At 46.1% G+C, this 16,862-nt stretch carries 17 protein-coding genes; 2 read left to right on the forward strand and 15 right to left on the reverse strand.

Going from position 1 to position 16,862, the window contains the following annotated elements; genetic code table 11:
* Window positions 1-138: 138 nt before the first annotated feature.
* Entirely contained in the window at window positions 139-1,632 is a 1,494-nt protein-coding gene (locus tag PHV77_02115) for an FAD-binding oxidoreductase (GenBank protein ID MDD5504092.1), read from the reverse strand.
* Between the two features lie 279 nt (window positions 1,633-1,911).
* On the opposite strand from PHV77_02115, the gene PHV77_02120 reads away from it, so the two are divergent.
* Window positions 1,912-2,238 (forward strand): hypothetical protein, encoded by a 327-nt coding sequence (locus tag PHV77_02120; GenBank protein ID MDD5504093.1) that lies wholly within the window; start codon window positions 1,912-1,914, stop codon window positions 2,236-2,238.
* 35 nt (window positions 2,239-2,273) lie between these two features.
* Here PHV77_02120 and PHV77_02125 read toward each other — a convergent pair whose 3' ends face one another.
* The 14 genes from PHV77_02125 to PHV77_02190 form a co-directional block, all read right to left on the reverse strand.
* Window positions 2,274-2,582 carry a hypothetical protein gene (locus PHV77_02125; protein MDD5504094.1) on the reverse strand — a complete coding sequence of 103 codons (309 nt, stop codon included), beginning with the start codon at window positions 2,580-2,582 and terminating at the stop codon, window positions 2,274-2,276.
* A 23-nt stretch (window positions 2,583-2,605) separates the two neighbouring features.
* On the reverse strand, window positions 2,606-3,793 hold the full coding sequence (locus PHV77_02130) for a FecR domain-containing protein (GenBank protein MDD5504095.1): 1,188 nt from the start codon (window positions 3,791-3,793) through the stop codon (window positions 2,606-2,608).
* A gap of 14 nt (window positions 3,794-3,807) precedes the next feature.
* The gene (locus PHV77_02135; GenBank protein MDD5504096.1) at window positions 3,808-4,410 is read right to left on the reverse strand and encodes a hypothetical protein; all 603 of its coding nucleotides are present in this window, start codon (window positions 4,408-4,410) and stop codon (window positions 3,808-3,810) included.
* A gap of 137 nt (window positions 4,411-4,547) precedes the next feature.
* A complete protein-coding gene (locus tag PHV77_02140) occupies window positions 4,548-7,709 on the reverse strand; it encodes an efflux RND transporter permease subunit (protein MDD5504097.1) in 3,162 nt (1,053 codons plus the stop codon).
* Entirely contained in the window at window positions 7,709-8,887 is a 1,179-nt protein-coding gene (locus PHV77_02145) for an efflux RND transporter periplasmic adaptor subunit (protein MDD5504098.1), read from the reverse strand. The genes PHV77_02140 and PHV77_02145 overlap by 1 nt, the downstream gene beginning before the upstream one ends.
* Entirely contained in the window at window positions 8,884-10,374 is a 1,491-nt protein-coding gene (locus PHV77_02150) for a TolC family protein (protein ID MDD5504099.1), read from the reverse strand. The genes PHV77_02145 and PHV77_02150 overlap by 4 nt, the downstream gene beginning before the upstream one ends.
* Before the next feature lie 2 nt (window positions 10,375-10,376).
* On the reverse strand, window positions 10,377-10,940 hold the full coding sequence (locus tag PHV77_02155) for a flavodoxin family protein (GenBank protein ID MDD5504100.1): 564 nt from the start codon (window positions 10,938-10,940) through the stop codon (window positions 10,377-10,379).
* A gap of 1 nt (window position 10,941) precedes the next feature.
* The gene (locus PHV77_02160; protein MDD5504101.1) at window positions 10,942-11,733 is read right to left on the reverse strand and encodes an inositol monophosphatase family protein; all 792 of its coding nucleotides are present in this window, start codon (window positions 11,731-11,733) and stop codon (window positions 10,942-10,944) included.
* A 48-nt stretch (window positions 11,734-11,781) separates the two neighbouring features.
* Window positions 11,782-12,936 carry a glycosyltransferase gene (locus PHV77_02165; GenBank protein ID MDD5504102.1) on the reverse strand — a complete coding sequence of 385 codons (1,155 nt, stop codon included), beginning with the start codon at window positions 12,934-12,936 and terminating at the stop codon, window positions 11,782-11,784.
* A gap of 103 nt (window positions 12,937-13,039) precedes the next feature.
* Window positions 13,040-13,378 carry an exosortase system-associated protein, TIGR04073 family gene (locus tag PHV77_02170; GenBank protein ID MDD5504103.1) on the reverse strand — a complete coding sequence of 113 codons (339 nt, stop codon included), beginning with the start codon at window positions 13,376-13,378 and terminating at the stop codon, window positions 13,040-13,042.
* 59 nt (window positions 13,379-13,437) lie between these two features.
* Window positions 13,438-14,547 (reverse strand): M48 family metallopeptidase, encoded by a 1,110-nt coding sequence (locus PHV77_02175; GenBank protein ID MDD5504104.1) that lies wholly within the window; start codon window positions 14,545-14,547, stop codon window positions 13,438-13,440.
* Window positions 14,531-15,031, reverse strand: coding sequence for a bifunctional nuclease family protein (locus tag PHV77_02180; protein ID MDD5504105.1), 501 nt, complete (start codon window positions 15,029-15,031; stop codon window positions 14,531-14,533). The genes PHV77_02175 and PHV77_02180 overlap by 17 nt, the downstream gene beginning before the upstream one ends.
* A gap of 1 nt (window position 15,032) precedes the next feature.
* Window positions 15,033-15,923 (reverse strand): GTPase Era, encoded by an 891-nt coding sequence (era, locus tag PHV77_02185; GenBank protein MDD5504106.1) that lies wholly within the window; start codon window positions 15,921-15,923, stop codon window positions 15,033-15,035.
* A 27-nt stretch (window positions 15,924-15,950) separates the two neighbouring features.
* A complete protein-coding gene (locus PHV77_02190; GenBank protein MDD5504107.1) occupies window positions 15,951-16,256 on the reverse strand; it encodes a translation elongation factor-like protein in 306 nt (101 codons plus the stop codon).
* Window positions 16,257-16,339: 83 nt separating this feature from the next.
* Between PHV77_02190 and PHV77_02195 the strand changes: the two genes are divergently transcribed.
* Entirely contained in the window at window positions 16,340-16,537 is a 198-nt protein-coding gene (locus PHV77_02195) for a hypothetical protein (protein ID MDD5504108.1), read from the forward strand.
* The last annotated feature ends 325 nt before the right edge of the window (window positions 16,538-16,862 follow it).

Below are 16,862 nucleotides of genomic sequence, written 5' to 3' on the forward strand. Positions count from 1 at the left end.
ATAACAAATAGATAAAGCCGGCGGTAGGGAAAAATAGTAAAATGAAGTATTTCTTTTGATAAAAACGCGAATATCGCGATTTGTCCTTAAACGAATATTATAAAAATAATAGGCGGATTATTTTATTGCGATGGTATCTTACAGTGCGGGCTCAAGCAAATGCCTTGGAAATATATTATCAAGCCCCAGTATGCAGTAGGGGTCAAGCTGTTTTTTAAGGCGCGCCATCTGCGCTACGGCCTCTTTCCCGTAAAGCATTTCAAGATAACCGTGTTTGATTTTTCCAATACCGTGTTCGGCGGTGGGTGTTCCGCCAAGCGATATGGCTTTCTGGACCAGCTTATTATATACCCGCTTTCCTTTTTCGTGCTCGGCTGTATTTTTAGGCAAAATATTTATATGCAGATGCGCCTGGCCTATGTGCCCGAAGCAAAGATATTTTAGACCGGCGCCTGAAAGCGTATTATCACAGTATTTCATCATAGCCGGCAGGTCTTTGTGGGGGACGGCCATATCAGTGCCTATTTTAAGCATATTATGTTTTTTTAAATATTCGTTGACCATATCCGGGACATCGTGCCTTATATCGCTTACTCTTTGCCTGTCTTTGTCCGCTAAGGCAAGCCATGTCTCATCTGTCAAGCCGTTACAGCGCGCTATAAGGTTTGCCCAGGCGCTTATGAGCATGTCGCCATCATCTCCACGCGGTATTTCTTGTTGAAAATATACGGCGCCTTTGGCCAGGGAAGGTATTATATCGTGTTTTTGCCTTAAAAGATCCAACGCGTTGGAATCAAAAAATTCAAGGCAAGCGGCATCAAGGGCCGTGTTCTTGATAAGGCTTTGTTCCCTTGCCTTTAGCGCGAAAGAAACGGCATCATCGTTATTTTTAAAAAAGGCGTAACAATCCATGGACTGCCCGGGTTTTTTTATCAGTTTAAGGGTGGCGTTTAATATTATGCCCAGAGTGCCTTCCTGGCCTATAAAAAGGTCTATGGCATCCATATCGTCTTTTATATAATATCCTGCCGCGTTCTTTACCCTCGGCATATCGTATGACGGCAGGGTAAGAGACAGCCTGTGTCCTGATTCGGTAGTAATGTCAAGGCGCCTTCTATCGGCAAAAATCTCGCCGCGTTTTAGATTGAGTATCTGCCCGTTTGAAAGCATGAGCCTTAAGCTTTTAACAAAATCTCTTGTGGCGCCGTATTTGAAGCTCTTTGCTCCCGATGCTGACGTTGAAATGTTTCCTGCCACAAAAGATGTTTTTTCCGTGGGGTCCGGCGGATAGAAATAACCGCCTTGATCTACTTTTTCCAGAAGGTCTTTTAATATGAGGCCCGCTCCAACCGTTATTTCAGCCGTGCCGTCCGGAAGCGGCCTGATAGCGCTTATGGAGTTCATTTTTTCAAGGGATAAGACATTGCCGCCAAAAGGTATTCTTGCTCCGGCGACACCCGTGCCGGCTCCGGTTATAGTCAGAGGCGCCATCAGGGAGACTGAATCATGGAGCGCTTGCCGGATATCATCTTCTGTTTCGGCGAAATAGACGTCTTGGCAGAAGCCTGATTTCAGGTTGGAATAGTCTTCCAAAAATCCTTTAATAATGTCGGGGTCTTTTTTAATTATCATGGCTTTTTGAAAAACCGGCGGATATTCGGCAGGTCAAAAAAATAGTTATGACATTCATTAAAAAAGGGCCCATCGGAAAAGATAAACTATAACCAACAGGCCCTTCTCGGTGGGCTGAACCATTCATATTTCAAATGTGAATATAGCATATTTTGCCGCGTAATGCAAGCAAAAAAATAAAAAAAAGCAATCAAAAAACAAGGTTGATAAAAAAGCCTTTTTCTCCGCCGCCATTGACATAACCTGTATAAAGAGGTATTATATTGACGGAGGCTGTTTATGAGAATAAATATTAAATCTTTGCCTTTATTTGTCCTGCCGGCGGCTCTTGCCATATTTTTGCTTGCCCTGTATTTACATGCCGCCGAAGACCGAGCCGAGGCTTTGGATAATTATTATGATAATGCCAAAACCTATAGCCCAACCGCGCAAACACAGCAGGGGCAATGGCTGGCAGGCCAGGATATGACCACAGAAACCCATCAACCGGTAACATATTTTCCCGTTAATGCCGGTGTCCAGGATGATAGCGCGCAGGCCCCTATGCCTTCAGGTTATAATTATGAAGATTCCTGCAAAGATTGTCAAAAAACATGGACAGGCTAAAAACCCTGCAACAAGCCTGTAATTTTTCAAGCTCTTTATTTACCGCTTCTTTCAACACCCTGCCTAAAACCGGCATTGTATCCGGCCTCGTAACCGGCATTATATCCTGTTTCATATGAATCTGTAGACCCTGATACCTGGGAAGAGGCTTGCCTGGGCTGCATGCCGCCTGTGACATCATCAATGATATTTCCCTGCCTGCCTGTCACGACCTTGACGCCTTCATATATGGCAAGGCCTTTGCCTATATTGCCCCATGTCTTATTAGAGCCGGCATAGCTGATACCGCAGTATGCCTGCGCGATAAGAAACGACAATATGATGCCTGTGATAATTTTTTTCATCCCTGTCCGCCTCCTGTCATATTTTATTCATAAACGATATTATCCAGGTATATCACGGCTCCGTCCGGATTGGAATTTCTATCGGTCATCCAGTAAAAACCACCGCTGACACAAGTAAGGTCTTTACCGGTGAGGTCTATCTGGTATTCTCTCCAAGTATTTGATAATACCACTGGCCCGATTTCGGCTTTTACAGAATCAGGGTATTGCCCTGTAATTCCTCCGACGCCGAAGCGGACTATGGTTTCGCCGCCCTTTTCTCCGCGAGCCCAGAAGCTTAATCTCTTTGCTCCGCTTAAATCATAACCGCCCTGCACATCACCCCAGTTATTGACGGGATTCTGCCAATAGACCCCTGCCCAGCCTGCCCCCTGCGGAGTTTTGCCCGTATATCTAAAACGCAGGCAGTCTTTTCCGGAATGCGGGTTTTCCTCCCACGAAAGCCTTCTTATCGCATCATAGTCTCCGAGCCAGCCTGAAGGATGATAATGGTTTTTTGGGTCATTTTCATCAAAAAAGACATAAAAAGGACGAAACATTTTATATATCAATTCATCCTTCCATTCTCTCCATTTTTGCCTGTCATCTTCATTTAAAGGTGTGGGTTGTTCAGGGGCCCTTGATTTATAAATTACTGTCTGATTGCCTTCGCTGACAACGATCTCTTTACCGATAACGGATTGCATGCCCGCGCCTTTGACATAGACCCTTCCCTCATATACTTTCAATATGGTCTGGTCGTCTTTTGCTATTGTTTCAAAACCCGTGCCAAGGACCCCGCAAACAGCCGTAGGCGTCTTTATTTCAAATTTGCTTCCGGGATCAAGGCCCTTGAGGTCTGATATTAATTTACCCTGTTCCAGGTTTATGCCCTTATCTCCCGAGAGCTCTATCTTTTTTATGCCCAGCGACGTATCTTCTGAAGCGGATATAATATTTTTCATGTCCTTGCCGAATTTGATGTCAACGGCGGAACCCTTGGCTGTTTTTAGATAATCGCCGTCGGATATTCTAGTATCAAGCGTCAGGGCCGACCATTGCCCTTCCCTTCCCTTTTTGTGGCTGACATAGCCCGAAACATAAAAGGCCTCGTTCTTTTGGGATGCCTTGCCCGCGGCAAGGACTTGACCCTTTTGGTAATAAAAATAAACACCGCCTGCCGCGGCAGCAATTACCGCTATAATGATTAATAATACAATTAGCTTTGACATGACTGCCCCTGTTTTTATTCGTATTTTATGTCATCAAGATAAATCACAAATCCGTCGGGATTGTCCATACGGCTTGCGGCAAAAACAAAACCGCCGCTGATATAAAAAAGCTCCGCGCCTGAAAGGTCAATGGTGTATTCGCTCCACTCATTGCTAAGCGCCAGAGGCCCGATTCCAACGGTATCCGAATCCGGAAACTGTCCGGTTATGCCGCCTGTCTTGAATTCCAGTATCTCGCCGCCCTTGGCGCCGCGCGCCATAAGGGTCAATTTGCCTGCCCTTGACAGATTGTATCCTCCGTCTTTGGAGCCCCAGTTATTTTCGGGATTTTGCCAGAATACTCCCACCCATCCCGCTCCCTGTGACGGTTGGCCTGTGTATGTTATTTCAATGCACGAATTGCCTGAATAAGGGCTGTTTTTACAGGATTGATTGATTTTAATTGAGCTGAAATCTCCCATCCACCCGGACGGCACAAAATGGTTTTTTTGGGAATTGTTATCATAGTAGATGAAAAAAGGCATTGTCTCTTGATCTTTAGGCTTAAATGCCCACGCGTTACCTGTTGATAACAGCATCATGGCAATGACAGCGCATATTGCGGCTTTGTTCTTCATATCTTTCCCCTTTCCATAGATACTATTTATTAGACAATAAAATAGTATCAAATTTAAGCCCAATAATCAAGATAAATCATGGCAGGATAACAGGAAAATGCCGGTTTTAGGGATACGGGACACAAAGGCCTTGTTACTCATTTTGGCTTGTCCGCGCAAGAAGCGGCGCCTGAACGGGAAAGCTCCCACCTGTCAAGGACATTTTCCTGAAATTCCTGCATATATAAATATATGCCGGGCGTTACAAAAAGCGTAACCACCTGCGCGAATATAAGCCCTCCGACGACTATCAGCCCGAGAGGCCTTCTTGAGGCGCCGTCGGCGCCATAACCGAGAGCGATAGGCAGAGCGCCGATTATAGTTGACGCTCCGGTCATTAGTATCGGCCGAAACCGCACAAGGCAGGCATTGTAGATGGCCTGCGCGCTGTTTTTCTCGCCCTCGTTGAGATTCTGCTGGGCAAAATCAACCATGATAATACCGTTTTTGGACACAATTCCGAGAAGCATAAATACGCCTATATACGCGTAAAGCGATAACTCTGACCTGAATAATAAAAGTGTCAGCAGGCCCCCGAAGGCCGCTACGGGAAGCGTGGTAAGTATGGTGAACGGATGTATATAACTTTCATATAAAATACCAAGCACTATATACATTAAAAAAATTGCCGCTATCAACAAGCCCGACATGCTTTTAACCGCTGATTGAAATTGTTGGGCCTCGCCCTGGAATGAGCCTGAAGCGCCCGGAGGCAAAATCGCCCGCGCCAGCCCGGAAACGGTCTTAGTAATTTCCCCAAGCGGCATGTTTTCCTTGAGATTAAACGATATGGTTGCTGAATTCAACTGGTTATAATGCGGGACATCTTGCGGCCCGACACTCTCCTTTATGTCAATAAGCGAACCCAAAGGCGTAAGTTTGCCGGTGGTTTTTGACCTGACATAGATGTTGTCAATGTCGGCAGGATTACGCTTATAGTTTTTGTCTAACTCAACAATGACCCAGTATTGGTCTGTGTCATTTTTAAAAAGCGTTACCTTACCCTGCGCGTAAGCAAGGCTAAGCGAAGATACAATATCTTCGGCGGTGATGCCGAGTGTTGACGCCCTGTCTCTTAACAGTATAATGTCTAACTGCGGCATATCAAGTTTTACGCTGTTTTGTATGCCTGTCAGCCCCGGCATGGCCCTCATTTTTTGTTCAAGCAGATTGGCCGCTTCATAGAGTTTTTCCCTGTCCTGCCCGCTCATGACATAGGAATATTTTGAGCCGGTGGCGGTGCTTTCTCCTCCCGTGCTTATAACAAGGGCCGGCATGGCCATGGTAAATACGAGGCCGTCGCTTATCATATACAACTTTGAGTTCAATGCTTCAACGACCTTTGCTATAGGTTGTCTGCCCTTTTCGTTGTGCGGTTTGAGTATAGCGTAAAAAATGCCCGTTGATTGGTCGGCGCCTGTCTGAAGCCCTGTTACGGTAACGGCTTTTTCTATATTTTTATCGGACTGGAGCACGGCATTGACCTTGTCCTGGAATTGGGACATTTTTTCAGACGATACGCCCAGAGGCGCCTGCATAAAACCGATGACCGCGCCGCTGTCGCCTTCCGGTATGAAGGTTTTCGGCAATATCCGGATAAACCAAAACGTGCCGATAATGCATATTATCCATATGATAAGCGCGATATGCCTGCGCTCAAGGACATATTTTAAAGCGCGGGCATAATAATCCTTGAGCCGTTTTTCTATTATGTCGGATTTTTCCTTAAGCCGTGTCTTTTTTTCTTCAGCGCCGCCTGTTTTCGGTTTTTCCTTAAGCATGCGCGCGCACATCATAGGCGTTAATGTGAGGGCCGCTATAGTGGAACATACTATGGCCGCTACAACCGTAAGCGATAATTCCCTGAACAGCCTGCCGACTATACCGCTCATAAATACGAGCGGCACGAAAACTATAATAAGGGCGATACTCGTTGAAATAACGGTGCCCGTGATCTCACCCATGCTTTTTATGGCCGCATTCATAGGTTTTTCGCCGGCCTCCACATGCCTTACAGTGTTCTCAAGAACGACAATGGCATCATCAACTAAAAATCCTACCGATAAGGTTAGCCCCATCAACGAAAGATTATTAAGGCTGAATCCGGCCGCGTACATTACGGCAAACGTGCCGACAATCGCAATCGGAAGGGTAATGCTCGGTATCACGGTATCCGAGAGCCTTCCAAGAAAAAGAAATATTATCAAGACGACAAGGATAACGGCGATTATTATGGTATCTTTTACGTCCTTAACGGACTCCACAATAGAATTGGATTGGTCGTATAAGATGTCTATTGTTACGGCCCCGGGCATCTCCTTTTTTAATTCTTCAAGGGTATCCATTATTCTCTTTGACAGAGCGACCGTATTTGCCCCCGATTCCTTGGTAATGGATAAGTATACATTAGTGTCTTTCCAGCCCAAGCCTTTCTTATATGATATTACCCTTATAACGTCGTTTTTGGAACTGTCATAGCATTTGGCAATATCTTTTAAATACACAGGCGCGTTGTTCCTGTATGTTATAATGAGATTTTTGTAAGCTTCGGCGTCCATCAACTGCCCCTGCGGCTCTATTGAGAATGTATGGAAAGTTCCGTCAAGGCTTCCAGCCGGCATTATGATTGTGCCTGTTTTTACGGCTTTTGCCACCTCGTCTATGCCTATATCCATTGCCGCCAGTTTTTTAGGGTCAACCTGCACGCGGACAGCGGTCTGGGCGCCCCAGACATTGACCTTTGAAACCCCTTCAACCATGCTAAGCCTTTGCCCTATTGCCGTATTACCGTAATCATAGAGTTGGCCCGAAGTGAGCGTATCGGAACTTACGACAATATGTATGATAGGTTTATCCGACGGGTTTGTTTTTTGATATGTGGGCGGCTGGGGCAGGTCATCGGGCAGATTGGACATCGCCCTTGATATGGCCGCCTGGACATCAGGCGCGGCCAGGTCAACATCCACGTTTAGTTCAAATGTCAGAGTTATCTGGGATTGGCTTTCGGTATTGGTTGATATGATCGTTGAAAGCCCTTGTATCTGCATACATTCATTTTCAATGGGTTTTGCAACTGTAGCCGCCATCATTACGGGGCTCGCGCCGGGGTATACAACTGTAATCGTAATAACGGGGTATTTTACTTCAGGCAAATCGCTTACAGGAAGGCCCATATATGCCGCCGCGCCAAAAATAATGGTTGTTACCATCACAAGCACCGTCATTATCGGCCTTCTTATAAAAACTTCGGAAAATATCATTATCTGCTTTCTTTCTCTTTATCTTTACCGTCCGCCTCTACTACAGGCGCGCCGGGGTAAAGCCCTAATATCCCTGAAATTATGGCTTTTTCACCGGGCCTGGCCCCTTCTTCAATAACAATATAATCATCCTGCCGCAAGCCTGTCTTTACAAGCCGCAATTCAGCCTTATTTGATTCGTCAAAGATAAAAAGATAATGGCCTTTCTGGCCTATTTTTATGGCGGAATAAGGGGCCAGCACGGCGTTTTTACTGACGCTCAATATCAACCTGATGGTAGTAAATTGCCCCGCCCATAATTGATGTGTTTTATTGTCAATTAAGGCGCGCGCGTATATTGTTCCCGTTGTATTATCAACCGCGTTGTTTATAAAAACAAGTTCACCCTCAAAAACGCTTTTGCCTCCTTCAGGCACGATCTCAACTTTTAAAGCGCCCCGGGCCATGGATTCTCTCACCCTGAAAAGTTCTCTTTCCGGAAGAGTAAAGTCGGCGAACAAGGCGTCTATATCTTTAATATTGACAAGCACAGGGCCATTGTCAGCTACCACTATATTGCCCGGGTCAAGCTGGTTTTTCGCGGTTACGCCGCTTACAGGCGAAACGATATGGCAATAACCCAGATTAATGGCGGCCAACTCAAGCGATGCCTTATCAAGGTCAACCTGTCCCTGGGCTGAAAGCAGCTGCGCTTGAAGCGTCTCAAAATCCTGTTTTGATATGAGCTCTTTTTCTACCAGTTTTTTGTTACGCTCAAGCGTATCTGTTTTTAATTTAAGGTCAGCCTCACTTTGCTCAAGACAGGCCCTGGCCTTGGCCAGTCCGGCTTCATATTCACTCGGATCTATGGTGTATAATTTGTCGCCCTGTTTTACATAGTCGCCGTTTTTAAAATGCACCTCTTTTATCCTGCCTGTTACCTGTGATTTTATATCAACGTCAAGCAAAGGTGAAAGCGTCGCGAAAGACTCCGCGTAAACAGGCACGTCTTTCTGAATTATAAGGCTTGTCTGGATCGGCCTTGGAGGTATGCAGGCCGGTTTCGGCCGGAATATAATGTTTTTGACGTTAACAAGGGCCGCTAACACAAGCGCCAGCGCCAAGACGCGTTTTAAAATTTTTTTGTCTTTGAGAAGTTTTTTATACGCGTCAGGGCTTTTATAATTGAATCCTGTCATGGGGCCTCTTTCTCCGGCGGTGTTCCGGCTTTTAAAGAACCTGTCGCGTGCGCCAATTCGGCGATTGCCACAAATGCCTGCCTTTGAGAATCAACGTATCTTGCCCTGGCATTTGACAGCTCGCTTTGCGCTTGCAAAAGATCAAGCATGCTTCTGATTCCGTGCGAATATCCCTCAAGGGCAAGTTCGTGAGATGCCGTAGAGCTGTCAAGATACGCTTTGCCGTATTCCAGTTTTTTGACAGCCGTGTTATAATTAAAATATTTTTTCCAAACATCGGCGCTTGCCTCAAGCTCAAGCCTTATGAGTTTATCCGTCTGTGCGCCGAATTCCGCCTCTGCCTGGAGTTTTTTGTTAAAATTATAAAAACCGTCAAAAATGTCCCAATTAACGCTTAGATACCCGCTATAACTATACCCGTTATCGCGCGCGGGTTTTTCATTATAATATTTATACCAGTCATGACCGTATGCCCCGCCCGCGTTAATTTCAGGAAATAGAGCGGAGCTTGCCTGTTTAATTCTTGCTTTTTTTTCGTTTACCAAAGCTCTTGCCGAAGCTATGTCGGGGCGGCAGGACAATGCTTCATCTATCATCTCCTTGATGTCGGACTCTTGCATCTTAAAAGAGGCCTCTTGGGCCGGAGCGGTAATATCAAAATCCGTGTCCGCGCTAAAACCCACGGCAATGGCAAGTTCAGCCTTGGCTTGTTTAAGCCTGCCCTTGGCATCTTCCAGTTCGTAAAGCGACCTGTCGCGGCTTGCCTCTGCCTGCAATTTGTCAAGCTTGGACGCGATGCCTGTCTGGAATTTTAAGTCCGCGGCTTCAAAACCTTTATTGGCGTCAACGAGGTTTGACTCCGCCGATTGCAGGGTGGAATAAGCGCTAAAAAGCCCGTAATAGGATTTTTGAACGTCAAGTATTAAGTCTTGAAGAGATTGGTTGAAGGCGTAGCCGGCAGATAGCATGTCTTGATAAGCCGCTTCAATAGAGGCATTTCTGCCTCCGAAATCAAAAAGCAAAAGTTCCGCTTTGCCTGAAGGCCCGTATTTTAATTGGTTTTCTTTTCCTGATGCCGTATTGGGAACAGATTTCTCTCTTGCGCCCTCGGCGCTGACAGATACCCGCGGCATTAATCCGCTTTTTGCTTGGCCGAGAAGGGCTCTTTTGGATTTGATGTCATGCCATGATTTTGATGTTATGGGGCTATTGTAAAAAGCAGTGTCAAGGAGTCCGGCAAGTGAAAAAGGCCCTTTGCCATCAGGCACGCGGCCTCTTATCCCCTGCCATACCTTATCGGGCGTGGGGGTTTTAGACGGTTTGGCGGCAGGCTGCCATTGCTCGTATGGAGGTGTTGGCGCCTTATAATCTCTGCATCCTGTCAGGCAGAATACCGCTGACAGGGCAAGGGCCGCTAAAGAAAAAATATTTAATATTTTATACCCGTGTATATATTTTTTGGCGAAAAATACGCCTTTTATAGCCATTTTTACAGGTTTATTATCTTTCTGCCGAGTTTATACGCTTTTTGAAGGCATGCCTCATTGTTAGCGGCGCTGTCCCCGGCCTCAAGCCCAAAGCACCAAAGCGTTTGAGCAAGTTTAATGTCCAATACCCTGAAAAGCACCTCAACAATTTCTTTGGAATTTCTGAAAAAATTCCTGTTTTCATATTTACTTACGCATATAAATGCCCCGCGCCTATCCCGGCAGGCTTTTTTGCCTAATAGGTATTTTTTGACCCAGGCCTGTTGGCACCTGTCTATCATTGTTTTAAGCTGTGCTGTAATTGAGCCAAAATATACCGGAGAGGCTATAATGAGCCTGTCACATGAGTCAATTTTTTTAATAAGAGCGGGCATATCGTCTTTTATGCGGCATCTGCCGTCTGCAAGGCAGGAATCATCGCCGCGGCAGGGGTTTATTTCAAGCCGGGACAGGGATATCATTTCGCTTTTGGCTCCGGCCTGGCCCGCCGAGCAAAGGGCGCGGTCAAGAAGAGTGTGCGAATTGCCGTTTACGCGCGGGCTTGCCGATATGCCCAATACCTTCATCTTACCTTCCCCTGTCTAAAACAGCAAGCATCTGCGAATGTATCTTATTATTTGAGGCAAGGACGCGTTTCATGAAAGGGTCAAAACGCCTGCCGTTAAAATCCGTGACTTTTCCGCCGGCCTCCTGGACTATAAGCGCTCCTGCGGCAGTATCCCAGGGGCGCAGTTCCATTTCCCAAAAACCGTCAAACCTGCCGGAGGCGACATAGCATAAATCCAAAGACGCCGAACCCGGCCTCCTTATGGCCTGCGCCCTTAGCATAAATGACTTAAAGTATGCTATGTTATCGCGCATTTCTTTTCCAAGCTTATACGGAAATCCCGTTGAAAGCAAAGACTCTTTTACGGCCTTAACGCGGGAGACGTGTATCCTTTTTTTATTTAGATATGCTCCTCTGCCCTTCATGGCGGTAAACATCTCGTCCCTGACAGGGTCATAAACAATGCCGGCTATGATATCATCATTTTTCATCAATGCTATGGATACCGCGAAGAAACAAAAGCTATGGGCGTAATTGGTAGTGCCGTCAAGAGGGTCTATTACCCACCTGTATTCAGAACCGGCCTTGCCCGCATGCCCTGTTTCCTCGGAAAGAATACTGTGGGAGGGAAAGTTCCGGCGAAGGGACGCGATGATCAGCGCCTCACTTTTTTTATCCATTTCGGTAACAAGGTTTTTTCTGCCTTTGTATCTGATGTCGTGTTTTTTGCCAAGGCCTTTAAGCAGGCAGTCCCCCGAGCGCTTGGCCGCGTGCCTGCCCGTGCGTAAAAAAAAGCTAAGCTCATCTTTCATTTTTTAATTTTCCCTTCCATGCCGCGCGCTGTATAGATAAAAAATTGGCTAAAAACTCGGCTCAACGCATAATACTTTATATTTTTTAAAACCTTTAAGCCCGCCTGCCACAAAGCTTAGGTTTGTCAGATACCTCATCCTTGCCCATTCAAAGAAACATTTCCCCGGTTTCATAAAAAAGCACCAGTAGAAAAACCTGTATGCCGACCAGAGTGCAAAAAAAGCCATGGCAAAGGTAAATATGACAAGCCCATTATTGCCCGGGTTGGCGATAGATGCCGCAAGGCCGATGATAAAAGCCGCCGCGGATACGTGCATCATATGAAAACTCCCGATATAAATATATCCTTTTATAAAAAAAGGCACGCGAAATAGCGGTGTCCTGGGGTAGCGGCCGATAAACTGGAATATCAGTTCAAATTTGCGGCAGCTATGCTTGTCTATTAGCGCCGGATGGGCCATGGCATAGGTATACCATACCCTCCTCAACGCGTTAAGGTCAGACCTGTGCATATGCTCTACCTTTGCCTCGGGAGCAAAATAAAGCCTCCAGCCATGTTGTCCTATCTGCAGTGACATGTCTATATCTTCACCGGTAGGATGCGGCCAGAACCTGGCGCCAACACTATCCAGCGCCTTTCTTCGGTATGCCACGTTGGCTGTCACAAAAAAATACGCCCTGTGGCCGGCTATCTGCGTGGGGCTTTTGTCTGTAAGCGGCGGGAAATACCCCTCTTTAATAAATCCATAACGCGGAGATACCATGTTAAATTTAAAATGTTCGCAATAGGCTTCCGTCAGGTTGTCTTTGTCAACCCTTAGCGTGTATATCTCGCCGCCTACCGCGCCGATTGTCCGGTCTTTTTCAAACTTGCTTAGTATGATATTTATCCATTCTTCGCATGGAGCGCAGTCGCCGTCCGTAAAGAATATGTATTCCCCCGCGGCGCGTTTGATCGCTTCATTTCTTGACGCGCCTGCCGTCAGAGACCCGGGGACATTCACTATTTTTATAAAAGGGTATTTCGCCTGCCAGCTTTTTATGATATCAAGGGTGGAGTCTGTTGAGCCTCCATCGGCGATGATTATCTCCCAACGGTCGTGGGGATAATTTATCTTAAGCAGGTATTGGAAGGTTTTTCCTACCGTTCTTTCAAAATTTTTGATTGGGATTATTACCGAAACAAATGGTTTTTCGCTCATAATGCCACCGGCCGGTTTTTGATCACGGCGAAAACGGATAATCCTATGAAAAAGGGTTGTCTAAAGACAACCCTTTTTCATAGTTTACTGATGTATATAAAAGTTATTTACTTACGTTGCAATTAGGTATTTCCACCATAGAAGGTTTTATGGCTGACTTGTATTCAGGATTGTGAAGTGTTACGGCATCTCCGACGCCTGACACGGTCCTGGCAAAAGCGTTTACCACGCCTTTCCACAGGCCTATCGTAAGTCCGAGAAACGGGTTGTCCGAATCCTTGGTAACCGCTGCCACGGCCTTTGGTATTTCCGTCCAACCGAGCAGGGCGTTATTGTGCACGGTCTCTATCTTGTCCTTGTCATCTGTTTGTGCCGTCGCGGGCATAAACATTACGCTTAACACAAGGCTTACTGTTAACGCGCATATTACCATTTTTTTCATTGCACTTCCCTCCTGTTTTTAATTATACTAACACAAAAAAAATCCATAGGCAACAAAAATTATACCGCTTGGTAATTTTTAGCGGCAGCGATACGTTCAGCCGCCGGTGGATGGCTGTAAAAAAATATTTTTTCAAACCTGCACGGGGAAGGGTCTGAAAGGTTTTGCGATGAGAGCCTCTCCATCAGTTTGAGCAAAGCTCCGGGATTATTAGTAAGCGCTATGGCATTTTTATCGGCTTGGGCTTCATATATCCTTGTAATAAAGTTTTCAACGGGCATGGCCATAAAATTAAACAGGGTCAAAAATAAGGCCATATACGGAAAAGCCTCAAGGCTGTATTTATACTGTATGACGCCAGTCCGGATAAGGGTATTGAGCATGATATCAATTAAAAAAAGCGAAGTCAACGTCATGAGAAATCCTGCCAGGCTAAGTTTCCAGATGTGTTTGAGTTTGTAATGGGCCAGTTCGTGGGCCAGGGTCATCTCTATTTCGTCGGCAGGATATTTCTCAAGTATGGTATCGGAAAGAAGTATTCTTTTGGTTGTACCCATACCGCATACGGCGGCATTGGCCTTGGATGTTTTTTTGCCGAGAGCTATAACGTAAATATCAAGTATTTTTATGCCCGCTTTGCGGGCAAGCTGTGACAGCTTATCTTTTAAGCCCGGGTCTGATACCTTCGTAAGCTTATAGAATAAAGGTATGATGAGCATGGGAAAAACCCTGGCCAGAAAGATATTTACAAGAAAAAAAACAATTCCCGCGTAAAGCCACCAGAATAGCGTAAAATTTATAAGCAAAAAATATACCGCGGTAAACATTGCCATAATTAATGCGGCGCTTAATAAAGCGCTCTTAGCGCAGTCAACAACCCACGATAAAAACGCCTGTCTTGACAGGCCGTATCCGCGCTCTATCGTATAAGGTATAACGCAGGTAAAAGGCGCCGATACTGCCGCGAGCGCGCATCCGGTAAGAGTGATAAACATGACGGCCGCCATATAACTATCGGCAAAAAACCCATAACAGGCGCGTGCCAATACCGCTGAAGCGCCTGTCCGTATCATGGCAAGAAAGAATCCCGCGTTGACGGCAACGGAGGCCAGGAACAATAACCGTTTCGCGGATGAATATGATTTTGCCTTTTTAATCCATTCGTCCATTACTCGTTTTTTCCTGGAAAAAATCTTCGGGTTTGAGGGTTTTAAGGCGTTTTTTAAACGCCTCCATCTCATCGGTTGATATAGGTTTATCAATAACAGGGCATTTCTCAAAAACTTTATCGTCAATAAAGATCGGCGCCTGCGCGCGAAGGGCGATTGCTATAGCGTCGCTTGGCCTGGCGTCTACGACGTATTCTTTTTTTCCCCGGCCTATCGTCATGCTGGCGTAAAAGACTCCGTCTACAAGGTCTGTTACGGTTATTTTCTTGAGGGAGGCGTTCATTTCCCGTATCGTATTGCAAATAAGGTCATGTGTCAAAGGCCGAGGGAAATATTCCTTTCGCAGGGCCGCTGAAACGGCCATGCCTTCGGAAGGCCCTATCCAAATCGGTATAAGCCTCGTGCCCGCTTCCTCTTCAAGGGTCAGCAGGTATTGGGCGGTTTCCGGTATTACCAGTAATGAATAGATGTCCGCTTTTTTCATATTAATGAATGCCTAATTTTTTTAGGGCGCGCTCACTCCTGCGCCAGCCTTCCAGGACATTGACGTTTACCTGCAAGGATACCTTTTCGCCAAAGCGCTTTTCAAGTTCTTTTCTGCTAAGAGTTGATATGCGCTTTATCATGGAGCCTTTTTGGCCTATTAATATGCCCTTTTGCGAATCACGTTCAATATAAATAACGGCATCTATCTCCAGCGCGCCCGTGGCAGGATTTTTTTGAAAATTTTCAATTGCTACCGCCACTGAATGCGGCACTTCTTCTTTCGTAAGATATATGGCCTTTTCTCTTATTATTTCTGAAACGATAAAGATATCGTCTTTGTCGGTTATTTCATTGCCGTCATAGAGCCTGGCTCCGTCGGGCAGGGCATTGGTAATAATATTTTTTAAAAGGCCTAAGTTTTCGCAGGTTGCCGCCGATATGGGTATAAATTCCTTAAAAGGGTATTTGTCTTTGAGAGAGTCTATTATCGGTAATATCCTTGATTTGCTTACGGTATCAATCTTGTTTATGGCAACAACAGCAGGCTTTGAGGATGCGCGTATTTTGTCAACAATTATATCGTCTGCCTCGGTAAGCCCTGTTGACGCGTCAACCATAAATATTATGATGTCGGCGTCAAGCATGGAATTGGCGGCCTTGTTCACCATCAATTTACCCAGCAAGAGATGCGGCCTGTGTATTCCCGGAGTGTCCACAAACACGATTTGAGAGGCCGTATCCGTTACTATGCCCCTTATATTGTCCCTTGTTGTTTCGGGTTTATCAGAAACAATGGCTATCTTTTTGTTTACAAGGGCGTTTATAAGGGTGGATTTTCCTGAATTTGGCTTTCCGATAATGGCGGCAAAACCGGCCCTGTATTTGGCCATAATATTTATCCTGTAGAAATAAACGTCTTATATTTTATAAACCTTGTCGCCTGAACGCACTCTCTTTTTTGCCAGAAAACCCGCCTCCTCTCCCGCCTTGGCGGACTGGACGGGCTGATTATTGATCTGGAGCGAGTCAATCTTCTGTTTGAAGTTTGTGGTGTGGCCTTTTATCTCAATGGTATCGCCCGGCGCGATAGGCGACTTTAGCTTTATCACCCCGGCCTTGCAATGCGCGAAATAGTGGCTAATCTCTCCCACAAGTTCGCCGCGAGATTGGCCGGCATTTGTTTTTGACTTTACCGCTTTTTTCTTAAACAGACCGAAGAGCATATCTCCTCCTTTTTTAAGAAACCTTGCAGAAAGCGTATAATCTAAGTTGGCTTATTTTATCATAATTAACTAGAAAATACAAGGTGCAATTACTTGTAATCCAGAGCGGCAGTATTAGATTCCTCGCTTCGCTCGGAATGACAGGCGTTCTTTGCCTGTCATCCAGAGCGGAACCGGCGAGGCAAGAGTCGTTAGCGAAGGATCTGGGAGTGACCCATGTGTCATCCAGAGCGGAACCGGCGAGGCAAGAGTCGTTAGCGAAGGATCTGGGGGTGAAATGAGTACTAGATTCTTCGTCGCGCCTTCGGCGCTCCTCTGAATGACAAAGGGTCGCGAAGGATCTGGGGTGACCCCTGTGTCATCCAGAGCGGCGGAAGGTGAGGACAGAGTCGGCCGCGAAGGATCTGGGAATGAGACGAGTACCAGATTCCTCGCTTCGCTCGGAATGACAAGGTGGATGCTCGAAATGACAGGTGTTTCCTTCGGCGCTCCTCTGAATGACAAAGGGTCGCGAAGGATCTGGGGTGACCCCTGTGTCATCCAGAGCGGCGGAAGGTGAGGACAGAGTCGGCCGCGAAGGATCTGGGAATGAGACGAGTACCAGAT

Source organism: Candidatus Omnitrophota bacterium (assembly GCA_028716165.1).
GTDB lineage: Bacteria > Omnitrophota > Gorgyraeia > JABMRG01 > JABMRG01 > JAQUQI01.

Excerpts from the sequence above, each read along its gene's own strand:
- PHV77_02180 (MDD5504105.1), bottom strand. The coding sequence starts at position 15,031 with ATGAAAAAAGCGGACATCTATTCATTACTGGTAATACCGGAAACCGCC.
- PHV77_02135 (MDD5504096.1), bottom strand. The coding sequence starts at position 4,410 with ATGAAGAACAAAGCCGCAATATGCGCTGTCATTGCCATGATGCTGTTA.
- PHV77_02165 (MDD5504102.1), bottom strand. The coding sequence starts at position 12,936 with ATGAGCGAAAAACCATTTGTTTCGGTAATAATCCCAATCAAAAATTTT.
- PHV77_02175 (MDD5504104.1), bottom strand. The coding sequence starts at position 14,547 with ATGGACGAATGGATTAAAAAGGCAAAATCATATTCATCCGCGAAACGG.
- PHV77_02155 (MDD5504100.1), bottom strand. The coding sequence starts at position 10,940 with ATGAAGGTATTGGGCATATCGGCAAGCCCGCGCGTAAACGGCAATTCG.
- PHV77_02130 (MDD5504095.1), bottom strand. The coding sequence starts at position 3,793 with ATGTCAAAGCTAATTGTATTATTAATCATTATAGCGGTAATTGCTGCC.
- PHV77_02150 (MDD5504099.1), bottom strand. The coding sequence starts at position 10,374 with ATGGCTATAAAAGGCGTATTTTTCGCCAAAAAATATATACACGGGTAT.
- PHV77_02170 (MDD5504103.1), bottom strand. The coding sequence starts at position 13,378 with ATGAAAAAAATGGTAATATGCGCGTTAACAGTAAGCCTTGTGTTAAGC.
- PHV77_02140 (MDD5504097.1), bottom strand. The coding sequence starts at position 7,709 with ATGATATTTTCCGAAGTTTTTATAAGAAGGCCGATAATGACGGTGCTT.
- era (MDD5504106.1), bottom strand. The coding sequence starts at position 15,923 with ATGGCCAAATACAGGGCCGGTTTTGCCGCCATTATCGGAAAGCCAAAT.
- PHV77_02125 (MDD5504094.1), bottom strand. The coding sequence starts at position 2,582 with ATGAAAAAAATTATCACAGGCATCATATTGTCGTTTCTTATCGCGCAG.
- PHV77_02145 (MDD5504098.1), bottom strand. The coding sequence starts at position 8,887 with ATGACAGGATTCAATTATAAAAGCCCTGACGCGTATAAAAAACTTCTC.
- PHV77_02190 (MDD5504107.1), bottom strand. The coding sequence starts at position 16,256 with ATGCTCTTCGGTCTGTTTAAGAAAAAAGCGGTAAAGTCAAAAACAAAT.
- PHV77_02160 (MDD5504101.1), bottom strand. The coding sequence starts at position 11,733 with ATGAAAGATGAGCTTAGCTTTTTTTTACGCACGGGCAGGCACGCGGCC.
- PHV77_02115 (MDD5504092.1), bottom strand. The coding sequence starts at position 1,632 with ATGATAATTAAAAAAGACCCCGACATTATTAAAGGATTTTTGGAAGAC.
- PHV77_02120 (MDD5504093.1), top strand. The coding sequence starts at position 1,912 with ATGAGAATAAATATTAAATCTTTGCCTTTATTTGTCCTGCCGGCGGCT.